This is a genomic window from Streptomyces sp. NPDC052064 (genome assembly GCF_055585925.1).
In genome coordinates, this window is sequence record NZ_JBVJJE010000019.1 from 82,776 (window position 1) to 95,252 (window position 12,477).

General features: G+C 73.0%; 12 protein-coding genes. 4 read left to right on the forward strand and 8 right to left on the reverse strand.

Annotation, left to right across the window (positions count from 1 at the left end):
- The first annotated feature begins 105 nt into the window (after positions 1–105).
- The gene (locus ACZ6TU_RS36960; protein WP_469553199.1) at positions 106–1,125 is read left to right on the forward strand and encodes a sigma-70 family RNA polymerase sigma factor; all 1,020 of its coding nucleotides are present in this window, start codon (positions 106–108) and stop codon (positions 1,123–1,125) included.
- 51 nt (positions 1,126–1,176) lie between these two features.
- On the opposite strand, the gene ACZ6TU_RS36965 is transcribed toward ACZ6TU_RS36960, so the two are convergent.
- The 4 genes from ACZ6TU_RS36965 to ACZ6TU_RS36980 are packed head-to-tail and all read right to left on the reverse strand — an operon-like array spanning position 1,177 to position 4,427.
- Positions 1,177–2,283, reverse strand: coding sequence for a CapA family protein (locus ACZ6TU_RS36965; protein ID WP_467681939.1), 1,107 nt, complete (start codon positions 2,281–2,283; stop codon positions 1,177–1,179).
- A gap of 33 nt (positions 2,284–2,316) precedes the next feature.
- Positions 2,317–2,772 (reverse strand): archease, encoded by a 456-nt coding sequence (locus ACZ6TU_RS36970; protein ID WP_467681941.1) that lies wholly within the window; start codon positions 2,770–2,772, stop codon positions 2,317–2,319.
- A gap of 57 nt (positions 2,773–2,829) precedes the next feature.
- Positions 2,830–3,432 (reverse strand): DJ-1/PfpI family protein, encoded by a 603-nt coding sequence (locus tag ACZ6TU_RS36975; RefSeq protein ID WP_469553201.1) that lies wholly within the window; start codon positions 3,430–3,432, stop codon positions 2,830–2,832.
- The gene (locus ACZ6TU_RS36980) at positions 3,429–4,427 is read right to left on the reverse strand and encodes a GlxA family transcriptional regulator (RefSeq protein ID WP_467681945.1); all 999 of its coding nucleotides are present in this window, start codon (positions 4,425–4,427) and stop codon (positions 3,429–3,431) included. The genes ACZ6TU_RS36975 and ACZ6TU_RS36980 overlap by 4 nt, the downstream gene beginning before the upstream one ends.
- Positions 4,428–4,587: 160 nt before the next feature.
- Between ACZ6TU_RS36980 and ACZ6TU_RS36985 the strand changes: the two genes are divergently transcribed.
- The gene (locus ACZ6TU_RS36985) at positions 4,588–5,244 is read left to right on the forward strand and encodes a dienelactone hydrolase family protein (protein WP_469553202.1); all 657 of its coding nucleotides are present in this window, start codon (positions 4,588–4,590) and stop codon (positions 5,242–5,244) included.
- Between the two features lie 12 nt (positions 5,245–5,256).
- Here the strand turns inward: ACZ6TU_RS36985 and ACZ6TU_RS36990 are convergent, their stop codons facing one another.
- Both ACZ6TU_RS36990 and ACZ6TU_RS36995 read right to left on the reverse strand, forming a co-directional pair.
- The gene (locus ACZ6TU_RS36990) at positions 5,257–6,696 is read right to left on the reverse strand and encodes an FAD-dependent oxidoreductase (RefSeq protein ID WP_467681949.1); all 1,440 of its coding nucleotides are present in this window, start codon (positions 6,694–6,696) and stop codon (positions 5,257–5,259) included.
- A 36-nt stretch (positions 6,697–6,732) separates the two neighbouring features.
- On the reverse strand, positions 6,733–7,977 hold the full coding sequence (locus ACZ6TU_RS36995) for a polysaccharide pyruvyl transferase family protein (protein WP_467681951.1): 1,245 nt from the start codon (positions 7,975–7,977) through the stop codon (positions 6,733–6,735).
- Between the two features lie 267 nt (positions 7,978–8,244).
- On the opposite strand from ACZ6TU_RS36995, the gene ACZ6TU_RS37000 reads away from it, so the two are divergent.
- Together ACZ6TU_RS37000 and ACZ6TU_RS37005 are read left to right on the forward strand one after the other, a co-directional pair.
- Positions 8,245–8,889 (forward strand): phosphoribosyltransferase, encoded by a 645-nt coding sequence (locus tag ACZ6TU_RS37000; protein ID WP_467681953.1) that lies wholly within the window; start codon positions 8,245–8,247, stop codon positions 8,887–8,889.
- Between the two features lie 85 nt (positions 8,890–8,974).
- Positions 8,975–9,973: a TerC family protein gene (locus tag ACZ6TU_RS37005; RefSeq protein ID WP_467681955.1), complete on the forward strand. Its 999-nt coding sequence runs from the start codon at positions 8,975–8,977 to the stop codon at positions 9,971–9,973.
- Positions 9,974–10,007: 34 nt separating this feature from the next.
- Here the strand turns inward: ACZ6TU_RS37005 and ACZ6TU_RS37010 are convergent, their stop codons facing one another.
- Together ACZ6TU_RS37010 and ACZ6TU_RS37015 are read right to left on the reverse strand one after the other, a co-directional pair.
- On the reverse strand, positions 10,008–11,198 hold the full coding sequence (locus ACZ6TU_RS37010) for a CaiB/BaiF CoA transferase family protein (protein ID WP_467681957.1): 1,191 nt from the start codon (positions 11,196–11,198) through the stop codon (positions 10,008–10,010).
- Between the two features lie 120 nt (positions 11,199–11,318).
- Positions 11,319–12,389 carry a helix-turn-helix domain-containing protein gene (locus ACZ6TU_RS37015; RefSeq protein ID WP_469553221.1) on the reverse strand — a complete coding sequence of 357 codons (1,071 nt, stop codon included), beginning with the start codon at positions 12,387–12,389 and terminating at the stop codon, positions 11,319–11,321.
- Between the last annotated feature and the right edge of the window lie 88 nt (positions 12,390–12,477).

Sequence of the window (12,477 nt, forward strand, 5' to 3'; positions counted from 1 at the left end):
GCGGTTCGGGACCGACCGCCTCGGGTACCCGTAAACCGTCCGGAACGAGCCGGAAAGGCGCTCCGGAACGAGCCGGAAAGAGGTAGGAGACGGAGGATCACGAGGATGTCTCCCCTGGCAGAAGACCCCGCGGCGCATCCCCAGGAGGACCGCCGCGCCCCCGCTCGCACCGCACGGCTGCGCAACCGCATTCCAGAGCCCGACGAGGAACCCGACCTCCTCGGCCAGTACCTCACGCAGATCGCGGCGACACCGCTGCTCACCGCGGAGGACGAGGTCCGGCTGGCCCGGCGGATACAGGCCGGCGTGCGGGCACTGGAGGAACTGGAACGGGCCGACGCCGGTGAGCTCGATCTCGCGCCGGAGCGGCGCGGGGAGCTGGAGGAGGCCGCCCGGGAGGGGCAGGCCGCCAAGGACCACATGGTCCGGGCCAACCTCCGGCTCGTCGTGTCGATGGCCAAACGGCACGCCCACCGGGGGCTGCCCCTGCTGGACGTCATCCAGGAGGGCAACCTTGGGCTGATCAGGGCCGTGGAGAAGTTCGACCACACCAAGGGCTTCAAGTTCTCCACCTACGCGACCTGGTGGATCCGCCAGGCGATCGAGCGGGGCCTGGCCGCGCACGCGCGCACCGTACGGCTGCCGATGCACGTCGTCGAGCAGCTCCAGAAGGTCGCCAAGATCGAACGGCGTCTGCAACTCGACCTGGGCCGCGAACCGAGCGTCGAGGAAGTGGCCCGGGAGAGCGGCTTCGCCGCCGACAGGATCGGCTGGCTGCGCCGCGTCGGCCGGCAGGCCGTCAGCCTGGACACGCCCGTGGACGAGACCGGCGAGACCGTGGTCGGCGACCTCATCCCCGACACCGAGGTGCTCCACGCCCCGGAGGTGGCCGAGTACCAGGCCCTCGCCGAGGAACTGCGCGAGGCCGTCGGCACGCTCGCACCCCGTGAGGCCATGGTCCTCAGCCTCCGCTACGGCCTGCACGACGGCCACACCCGCACCCGCGACGAGGTCGCCCGCCGCGTCGGCCTGACCCGCGAGCGGGTACGCCAGCTGGAGAAGGAGTCCCTCGCCCGGCTGCGGGCGCCCGAGAACCGGGAGCGGCTGGTGGCCTGGGCAGGCTGACCTCCCGGCTCATGCGGTACCGCCGGACCGGCCGACCGAGCCGCCACCGGTTCATCCGCGCGTCAGCGCCAGCGAGCCGTCCGGCTCCAGCGTCACCCCCACCCCGCCGCTGATCCGGTCGAGCGTCGTCCCCAGCCACGCGCGGTCCGCCCTGGAGGCCTGCTCCAGGCGCATCCGGCGCGTCCGCAGCGGCACCATGCGCAGTCCCGCCAGCCGGCCGCCGTCCGCCTCGACCGAGGCGAGGAACGCGAGTCGCAGGTCGTCGCGGTACTCCTCGTAGCCGGTGATGCCCTCGTAGTCGTCGACGAAGTCGCCACAGCCGTACAGGATCAGCCGGTCCCGGTACACCTCCAGCGGGCGGGGGTGGTGCGAGGAGTGGCCGTGGACGACGTCGACCCCGCCGTCCACCAGGGCGTGCGCGAAACGGACCTCCTCCCGGGGCACGCGAAACCCCCAGTTCGTGCCCCAGTGCACGGACACGACGGTCACGTCACCGGCTCGTCGGGCCCGCCGGACGTGCCGCAGCACAAGGTCGGCCGCGGCGGCCGAGAGCTCGGGCACGTACGCCACACCGGGCAGGTCGGCCGTCGCCGCCCAGCCGGACGGGATGCCGCTGGAGCGCGCCCCGAGGGCGAGGACCAGCAGCCGGCGGCCGCCGGGGAGGGGGACCGCGGCGGGTGCGTACGCCTGCTCGGCGTCACGTCCCGCACCCGCCGTCCGCAGGCCCGCCCGGGCCAGCACGTCCAGGGTCTCCAGCAGGCCCGGGCGCCCGAAGTCCAGGACGTGGTTGTTGGCGAGGACGGTCACGTCGGGCCGGGCCACGGCCAGGGCCGGCAGGTTGGCCGGGTGCATCCGGTAGTGGATCTCCTTGTCCGGGGCGAACGTGTCGCCGCACGTCACCGACGTCTCCAGGTTCACGATCCGGGCATCCGGGGCGGCCTCGTCCAGCACCCGCAGCGCCTCGCCCCACGGCCAGGACGGGTCGACGGGCGCGGGCACCGGGCCGTGTACCGACTCCGCCAGCCGGACGTAGGACCGCGCGTCGCCGACGTACGCCTCCCGCAGTGCAGGATCACCGGGGTGCGCCAGAATCTGGTCGACGCCGCGCCCGAGCATCACGTCACCGCACAGGAACAGCGTCACGACGCCGCCGCCCACACCTCCACGGTAGGCGCACCCCGGCCTGCGGGGTCACGCGTCGACCGTCACCGCACACGACCACCCGTACGGGTCCGGCCCGATCCGCAGCTCGTTCCACGCCACCGCCCTCGGGACCGCCCCGGTGATCTCCACGTCCGCGAGGCCGATGACCGCCAGCCGTACGTCCAGGCCGCCGTCGGCCTCGTCCGCCTCCACGTCCACGGGCACCTGGCCGTACTCCTGCAGCCGGAAGATGATCTCGTCCAGCAGCGTGACCAGCAGGTCATAGTCGCTGGCCTCGGCCAGCCGGACTCGGTCCACGGCGGTGGGCCGCACCCCCGAGACGTCGGCGAAGCACTCCACCATCCCCACGACGGCCTCCGCCAGACAGTGCTCCCGGCACGCCGCCCACGCCTCGATCCGAATGTTCTCCGGATGCGGCACCGCCCGGTGCCCGCACTCGCCCGCCTGCCGTCCCTGCCCGCCGTCGCCCGTGTCAGCGCCCATGAACATCGCCTGCCCGGCGCTCGCGCACCCATGCAGCGCCTACGGCCGCCATCCGGATCAGACGGGCTCGTCCGCGAGGTACGGCGGCGCCGGGTCGTACTGGATGTGGCGTCGTACGGCCCGCGCGTGGTCACGGCCGTGCAGCCGGCCGACCAGCCACAGCGCGCTGTCGATGCCGGCCGAGATGCCCTGGCTGGTGACCAGGTTGCCGTCCACGACGTAGCGGACGTCCCGGACGACCGTCACGTCACCGCGGGCCTCCAGGGTGTCCTCCTGGCTCCAGTGTGTGGCCACCCGCCGTCCGCGTGCGGGACCCGCGGCGTGCAGCAGGAACGTGCCGGTGCACACGCCGTGCACCCACGCGGCCCGCTCCGCCGTCTTCCCGATCCAGTCGGTGACCACCGGGTTGTGCACCTGGACCTCGCGCGCGCCCCGGCCGCCCGGCACGTGCAGCACATCCAGCGGCGGATGGTCGTCCAGGGTGTGGTCGGGCAGGACGCGCAGGCCCTTGTTGCAGCGCACGGGCCCGGGGCGCTCGGCGATGAGCACGGCCGAGTCGGCGCCCTCGCGGAGCCGGGCGGAGACGGTGAAGACCTCCCAGGGCCCCACGAAGTCGAGCTCCTCGGCGTCTTCGAAGACCAGCAGGCCGTATGTCGTCATACGGGTTCCCCTTTCTCTGAGACGTGGTGGGAGCCGGCGGGTTCCGACGTGGAGCGGAAGCGTGCGCGGTAGTCGGACGGCGCGATGCCGAGCCGGCGGTGGAACGTGCGGCGCAGGGTCTCGGCGGTGGCGAAGCCGTAGCGGCGGGCGATGGCCTCGACCGGTTCGTCCCCCTCGGTGAGGGCGCGCTGGGCCGCCTCGACGCGCACCCGTTCGACGTACGCGGCCGGCGCCACGCCCAGTTCGGCGGTGAAACGGCGCTGGAGATGACGCGGGCTCAGCCCGGCGTGCGCGGCGAGGCCGGCGATGTCGTGCCGGGCGCCCGGATCGGCGTGGATCGCGGTGACGGCGGCCCGCACCGGGTCCGTCGCAGGCTGCCGTGACCACAACGCCACGCTGAACTGCGACTGGCCGCCCGGGCGGCGCAGGAACAGCACCAGCCGACGGGCCACCGCGTGCGCGACGTCCCGGCCCAGATCGTCCTCGACCAGGGCGAGCGCCAGATCCATACCGGCCGTCACACCGGCCGAGGTCCACACCCGCCCGTCCCGGACGAAGATCGGCTCGCAGTCCACCCGCACCTCGGGGTGCTCCCGGGCCAACTGCTCCTCGCGGGCCCAGTGCGTGGTGACCCGGCGCCCGTTCAGCAGCCCCGCCGCCGCCAGCAGGAACACCCCGCTGCACACCGAGGCCACGCGCCGGGCACCGGCCGCCGCGGCGGCGATCCAGGAGACCAGCGTCTCGTCCTGCCGGGCCCGGTCGACACCCCGGCCACCGACCACCACGAGCGTGTCGATCCCGGCCGGGCCGAGGTCCGCCACGCCGTGCCCGGCATGCACGAGCAGCCCGCTGACCGACCTGACCGGTCCCGCCCGGGGCGCCACGACCTCGCAGGCGTAGTCGTCGCCCGCGCTGTGGAACACCTCGTGCGGGCCGGTGAGGTCGAGCGGCTGGAAGCCGTCGAAGACGACGAAGACGATACGGCGATCGGTCACGCCTCCACGTTCCTCCGGCCCGCGGTATGGCGTCAACGACACGCATCCCACAGATCGCGCCATGCGGAGGACGGGACGGCTGCCGCGGTGTGGGTAGGCGGGCGGAAGACCCCGGGAATGGAGGGCGGAAGGACCCGAGATGGGCAAGAGGAGGCCTCCGATGATCTCCCAGACGGTCACCGTGCCCGCCGACGGCGCTGTGCTCACCGGCGATCTGACCGTGCCATCGGCCGGCCGCGCGGTCGTGCTGTTCGCGCACGGCAGCGGCAGCTCCCGGCACAGCCCCCGCAACCGCGAGGTCGCCGCCGGCCTGCGCACCGCCGGACTCGGCACCCTGCTGATCGACCTGCTCACCGAGGAGGAGGAACGGCTGGACGTCCGCACCGCTGAACTCCGCTTCGACATCCCCCTGCTGGGCCGCCGGCTGGTGGCCGCCATCGACTGGCTGGCACAGTCGCCCGGCACCCAGGGCCTGCCCGTCGTCCTGTTCGGCGCCAGCACCGGCGCGGGCGCGGCCCTGGTCGCCGCCGCCGAGCGCCCCGGCCGGGTGCCGGCGGTCGTCTCGCGCGGCGGGCGGCCCGACCTGGCGGGCGACGCCCTGGACGCCGTCCGGGCGCCGGTGCTGCTGATCGTGGGCGGCCAGGACCGCCAGGTGCTGCGCCTCAACGAGGAAGCGGCCCGGCGGCTGCACGTCCCGCACACCATCCACGTGGTGCCCGGCGCCACCCACCTGTTCGAGGAGCCGGGAGCGCTCGGCCAGGTCACCGAGGTCGCCCGGCAGTGGTGCCACGACCAGCTGAGGACCGCGGCGGGCTGACGGCGGCCCGCGTCAGTCGCTCACCGGCAGGTCGATGCGCAACCGGGCGCCCTGCCGCAGCAGTTCCCGCTGCACGAGCCGGTACGGCACACCCCGCGGCCCGTGCTTGTGACGTACGGTCAGCGCGGCGCACACACCCGCCGCCTGGCCGGTCGCCATCGCGATCGGCATGACCCGGTACGACGAGTGCGCCACGTGCGTCCCCGAGATGCAGCGGCCCGCCACCAGCAGCCGCTCCGTGCCCTTCGGCACGAGACAGCGCAGCGGGATGTCGTAGAAGCTGCCCGCGGGCACCCGCTTCAGGGTCGTTCCGGAGCCGCGCGGGTTGTGGATGTCGACCGGGTAGGCGCCGTGCGCGACGACGTCCGGGAAGCGGCGGGCGGCCAGGATGTCGTGGCCGGTGAGGTGGTAGTCGCCGACGACGCGCCGGGTCTCCCGGACGCCGATGTGGGTGCCGCTCTGCACCACGTACGACTCCTCGAAGCCGGGCACGCGGGTACGCAGGAAGCGGTCGATCTGCGCGAGCTGGTGTCGGGCGGTGTACTCGGCCCGGGTCAGGTCCCACACGCTGCTGCCGAGCACCCTGTTCACGCGGGTGCTGTTGACGCTGACCTCCCGCGGATGCGGCGTCGCGAAGAACAGGATGTCCTCGCGCGGCAGCCGCAGATCACCGTCCGCCCGGGCCTCCTCGACCAGGTCCCACAGACCGTGCACCCCGCGCCACTGGTCGGGATGCTCCCGCACGTACTCCGCGAAGTCCGGCCGGGCGAAGTCCGCGACCCGGAACATCAGGGTCATCGGCTGCACCAGCCCGTCCTCCGGCCGGCCGATCTCGTACGGCGCCCCGCAGGCCGCCGCGACGTCGCCGTCGCCCGTGCCGTCCACGACCACGTCGGCGTCGATCACCACCGGCCCCGACTTGGTCTCGAACACCACACGCCAGCCGTCGTCGAGGCGCAGCGCGGTGGAGGCGAAGGCGTGGAACAGCATCCGCACGCCCGCCTCGTCCATCATCTCGAGCAGGACCAGCTTGAAGAGCTCCGGGTCGAAGGGAACCGTGTATCCGGTCCTCGGGGAGGGCTTCAGACAACCGCCGCGCCCCATGAGCCGGTCCAGCAGCCCCCACAGCACGCCCTGGACGACCGGTTCGCCCTCGCCGTGGTCGGTGGGCAGCAGCCGGGCTTCGTCGCCGGACTCGGTGAACGTGGCCTGCTTGTGCTCGTTGTGGAACGACATCAGCGGCATGACCAGCGCCGCGGTGGCGTTGCCGCCGAGGAACCCGTAGCGCTCCACCAGGACGACCTCGGCCCCGGCGTCGGCCGCAGCGACCGCCGCGGCGAACCCGGCCGGGCCGCCGCCGACCACCAGGACCTCCGTCCGGCCGCCGTGCTGGGCGGGCCGCGCGGGCAGGGTGACCGTGCGCGGCTCGCGCGGTTCTTGCAGGATCGGCATCGGTGTCCTCCCGCGGGCAGGGCCTCGGCGCCGGCGTCACACGCCCAGCGGGCGGGGTTCGGCAGTGGGCGGAGGCGGTGGTTCCTCCTGCGTGTCCAGGAGGAGAGCGGTGTCCATGGCCGTCTCCGTCCTGCCGTCGACCTCGTCCAGCAGCACTCCGCAGCGTGCGCAGGTCTCCAGGGCCTGCGTGGACAGCTCCCGGACGCGGGAGTGCAGCTCCTCCTGGCGCTCCGGGTACTCGTCCCACAGCCGGTCCACCTCCGCCAGCAGCAGCCCGGCCTGCTCCCGCGCCACGCCCACCAGGGCCGGAGCCCCCATCCGGCGTGCGAAGTCGAAGACCTTGCCGGAGTAGGGCAACGGCAGCACCGGCAGCCCGGAGAGCGCCGCGAAGATCACGAAATGCAGACGCATGCCGACCGCCAGGTCCAGATGGCGCATGAAGCCGAGGACCTGCCCCGGGCTGTACGAGCCGTGCAGGATCCGCCCCTTGTCGGGAGCGGTCATGTGGGACAGCACGGCGTGCGCGTGCCGCACGTCGTGCCGCTCCATCGGCAGGAACACCACGTGCGCGTCCAGCCGGCGGACCAGGAAGTCGGCGACGTCGGCGAGCAGCGCGTGGTAATCGCCCTCGTCCAGCTTCTCGGCCGCCCGGCCCGGCTCCCGCACCGACATCCCCACCAGACGCGAGTCGGTGGGCACGCCCTCGTGGCGCATCATCTCGTCGGTGAACGGCTCCGGCTCCAGCAGCAGCGCCGGGTCGGCGGTGACGACGACGTCGCGTTCGACACCGACCTCCTCCAGCACCAGCTTGGACTCCTCGTCCCGCACCACGACGTCGTCCATGTCCGCCAGCACCGTGCGTACGGCCTCCCGGTCGTCGGCCTCGCGCAGCGGGCCGGCGCCGATGGCGTAGGCGAAGGTGCGGATACCGCGCTCCTGCGCGGCCCGGACCAGGCGCAGATAGCGGCGCGCCTCGCCGTCGAAGAGGAGCCCGCCGCCGCCCAGGACCAGCACGTCCAGTGAGGCCAGCGCGTCCAGGACGTGGCTGCGGCTGACGCCCTCCCAGTCCACCACCTCGTCGGCGCCCGGGTGATGGGCCCGGGTGTGCTCGGCGTTCCGGCTGAAGACGACCAGCCGGGCCTCGGGCCGCTGGGCGCGCAGACAGTGCAGGACACAGGTCAGGATCGACTCGTCGCCGATGTTGAAGCCGCCGTACGAACCCAGCACGCCGATGCGCGGGCCCGGCCGGGCGGGGTGCGGATGAGAGGGGGCAGTGGTCATCCGGGTGCTCCCGTCGCGTCGGAGTCTGCCTCAGTGGCCTGGTGCGCGGTAGTGCGGAGAGTGCGCCGGTAGTCCGAAGAGGACCGTGCCGTACGTACGGTTCGTGCCGTGCGCACGGCACGGGTTGCCTGCGCCGCACGGCCGGAAACACCCCGCGTTCCGAGTGTGACGGAGGTCCGGAAGGTGCGCATTGTCCGGTGGGCACGGGGTACGCGGGAGCCGGACCGGCCGAGGGCCCTCTCCGTGCGGGAAACAGAGGTGACCGTCATGCGGTTCCGTGATCGCCGGCAGGCCGGCGGGGCACTGGCCGAAATACTGTGCACCCGGCAGCGCGAGGGAGCGCTGCCCGATCCCCTCGTCCTCGCCCTGCCCCGCGGCGGGGTCGCCGTGGCGCGCGAGGTCGCCGAGGCGCTGGACGCCCCGCTCGACGTGCTCGTCGTGCGGAAGATCGGGGCGCCCTTCCAGGAGGAGTTCGGCGTCGGCGCGATGGCCGGTGACGAGGTGCCGCTGCTCGACGAGGACGCCATGCGCCACCTGGGCCTCCGTGCGGCCGCGCTCGCGCCCGTCATCGAGCGGGAGCGCGTGGAACTGCGCCGCCGCGAGCGGCTGTACCGGCAGGGCCGTCCCGCACCTGACCTGCGCGGACGCACCGTGATCGTGGTCGACGACGGCCTGGCGACCGGTTCCACGGCCCGGGCCGCGCTGCGATTCGTCCGCCGTCAGGCGCCTGAACGGGTGGTGCTGGCCGCGCCGGTGTGCTCCCCGGAGGCGGCCGAGCTGATGCGCGCCGAGGCCGACGAGGTGATCTGCCTGCACCAGCCGGCCGCGTTCATGGCCGTGGGCCTCTGGTACGAGAACTTCGACCAGCTGACGGACCAGGACGTCCTGGAGGCCCTGCACGCGCAGTTGTGACCAATTGTTCACCTGCCAGGTGTGGCGGAAATCAGCCAGGTCGGACAACGATGTCCCATCCCCCACACCTGTAACAGGAGCATCAGTGAACGTCTCGCTATCCGTGTGGCTGCTGACCGTGGCAGCTCTGTGCCTGCTCGTCGCCGTGGACTTCTTCGTCGGCCGCAAGCCCCATGACGTGTCCGTCAAGGAAGCCGGGACGTGGACGGTGGTGTGGATCGTCCTGGCCGTGCTGTTCGGGGTGGGGCTCTGGTACTTCGGTGGGAGCGGGCCCACGGGTGAGTTCTTCGCCGGTTACATCACCGAGAAGTCGCTGAGCGTCGACAACCTCTTCGTGTTCGTCCTGATCATGGGGAAGTTCGCGGTGCCCTCGCAGTACCAGCAGCGGGTGCTGATGGTCGGCGTCCTGATGGCCCTGGTGCTGCGGGCCGTCTTCATCGCGGCCGGCGCGGCGATCATCTCCGCCTTCTCCTGGGTGTTCTACATCTTCGGCGCCTTCCTCGTCTGGACCGCCTGGAAGCTCGTCCAGGACGCCCGCAAGCAGGATCACGAGGAGGAGTACCAGGAGAACAAGCTGCTGAAGATGGCGGAGCAGCGCTTCGGCGTGGCCGACCGCTACCACGGCACGAAGCTGTTCATCACCGAGAACGGCAAGCGGATCATGACCCCGATGCTGGTCGTGATGCTCGCGATCGGCTCCACCGACGTGCTGTTCGCGCTCGACTCCATCCCCGCGATCTACGGGCTGACCCAGGACCCGTACATCGTGTTCACCGCGAACGCCTTCGCCCTGATGGGCCTGCGCCAGCTGTACTTCCTCATCGGCGGCCTGCTGAAGAAGCTGGTCCACCTCTCCTACGGCCTGTCGATCATCCTGGGCTTCATCGGCGTGAAGCTGGTGCTGCACGCCCTGCACGAGTCGGGCGTCCACGTGCCCGAGATCAGCATCCCCTTCTCGCTGGGCTTCATCGTGCTGGTCCTGGCCGTCACCACGATCACCAGCCTGCGGGCTTCGAAGAAGCAGGAGGCCGAGGAGGCGGAGGAGGCCGAGGAGGAGGGGCGGCGCGCCGCCGGGTCCCGGTAGGTTCTCCCGGCCGGGGTGCCGGACGGTCGGGACGTCAGACGACGCCGTCCGCGCGCAGGGCCGCCACCTCCTCGTCGGTGCGGCCCAGCTCGGCGAGGACCGCCTCGGTGTGCTCGCCGACCGCCGGTACGGGGTCCATCCGGGCGGGCAGGCCCGCGAGGTCGGCCGGCGGGAGCAGAGCCTCCACCGTGGCGCCCGGCACCCCGACCTCGGTCCAGCGGCCGCGCGCGGCCAGCACCGGGTGGTCCAGGAACGCGGCGATGTCGTTGACCCCGGCGCAGGCGATGCCGATGGCCTCCAGGTCCTTGAGGATCTCGGCGGAGCCGGAGCCGGCGAAGCGGGCGGCGACGATCGTGTCGAGCTCCTCGCGGCGGGCGACGCGGTCGGAGGCGGTGGCGAAGCGCGGATCGCCGACCAGCTCCGCCCGGCCGAGGAACTCGGTGCACAGGGCCGCCCACTCCCGCTCGTTCTGGATGGAGAACAGCACCTCCTTGCCGTCGGCTGCCTCGTACGTCCCGTACGGCGCGATGGTGGCGTGCTGGGTGCCGAGACGCGGGGGCTGGGTGCCGCCGTGCCGGGTGTAGTAGGCGGGTTGGCCCATCCACTCCGCCAGCGCCTCGAACAGGGACACCTCCACCGGGTGGGCCTCGCCGGTGACGGCGCGGGTGTACAGGGCCGTGAGGATGCCGCTGTAGGCGTACATCCCGGCGGCGATGTCGGCGACGGAGATCCCGGTCCGGGCGGTTCCCTCGGGAGTTCCCGTCAGGGACACAAGACCGGTCTGGCACTGCACGAGCAGGTCGTACGCCTTGCGGTCGGCCCAGGGGCCGGTCGTGCCCCAGCCGGATATCGTGCACGGGATCAGACCGGGGCGGCGGCTGGTGACGGTGGCGGCGTCCAGACCGAGCCGGCCGGCGGCGCCCGGAGCGAGGTTCTGTACGAACACGTCGGCTCCGTCGAGGAGTTCGTGCAGGATCTCGCGGCCCCGTGGATCTTTGAGGTCCAGTGTGAGGGACTCCTTGGACCGGTTGAGCCACACGAAATAGCTGGAGTGGCCGTGCACGGTCGTGTCGTACCGGCGTGCGAAGTCGCCGCCGCCCGGCCGCTCCACCTTGATCACACGGGCGCCGAGGTCTGCGAGCTGCCGGGTGGCGTAGGGCGCGGCCACGGCCTGCTCCAGGCTGACCACCGTGACCCCGGCCAGGGGATACCGCTGCACGCTCATGCCTGATGCTCCTGAACCTCGTACCGGACGGCGCCCGGACAGTCTCTCCCAGCCGGACTGCGGCGGCACGGCCTCCTGGACGCGATCCGGATCACGCCGGCCCGGGCGGGCGCGCGACGGCTACGGCCGGGCCAGGTGCCGCATCGCCAGCGCCAGTTGCAGCCGGAGCCGTCCCTGCGGGGTGCGCACCGGCCAGCCGAGCAGGTGCTCGGCGTGGGCCAGCCGGCCCTGGAGCGTCGAGTGATGGACGTTGATCTCGGAGGCGGCCGCGCGCAGGCTCGTCGTAGACGCGACGGCTTGCAGGGTCGCCGACAGCCAGGGCGTGGTCGTCGTGGCTGTCTCCAGGGCACGGACGTCGGGCGGCGGTTCGGCGCCCGGTGCGACGAGATCGGCGAGGAGGGCGATGCCTCCCAGCTCGTCGGCGTACACGACCCGCGGTCCGGGGTCCTGCGGAGTGCCCTCGGCGGTGAAACGCAGAGCGGTACGGGCCTCGGCCCAGGAGCGGGGGAGTTCGAGCACGGGAACGGCGGGCCCGACGCCGAGCCGACCGGCCGCGTCGGCCTCCGTCCCGGCGGGCACGATCCGTGGCCGGTCGTTCAGCGGGGCGAGAGCCCGGGCCGGGACCGCGGGGTCCAGTCCGAGGCGGCGGGCGGCATGCAGCCGGGCCGGTTCCGGGGCCGTGCCGTCGAGGAGGATCTCGACCAGCGCCGGGTCGTCGGCCGGGGCCCGTCCGCGGGTGCGGTCGAGAACGAGCCGTATGGCACCGGCGGCGCGTTCGAGAATCACCGCGTCGACCACGCTGGGCGCGACCCGGGCGTTCCCAACTCGTTCGACGCGGGGCGCCGTCCTTGCACGGTCGGTGTCGACCACGCAGGACGTCGTCATGGCACGGGCCGCGTTCCCGGCGGCCGGTACCGTCTCGGCACGGGCCGCGTTCCCGGCGCCCGGCGCCGCCTCGGTTCGGTCCGTGTTCACAGCGGTCGGCGCCGACCCGCCGGGGTCAGTGTCCACGATGCCGGACGCGGTCCCGGCGTGGTCCGTGTCCATGGCGTAGGACGCGGTCCCGGCACGGTCGGTGTCGACTGCGTCGGATGCCGCCGTGGCACGGTCCGGTGGCACGGCGGCCGGCGCCGACCCGCCAAGGCCGGCGTCCACGATGCCGGACGCGGTCCCGGCGCGGTCAGTGTCCATGGCGTAGGACGCGGTCCCGGCACGGTCGGTGTCGACTGCGTCGGATGCCGCCGTGGCACGGTCCGGTGGCACGGCGGCCGGCGCCGAC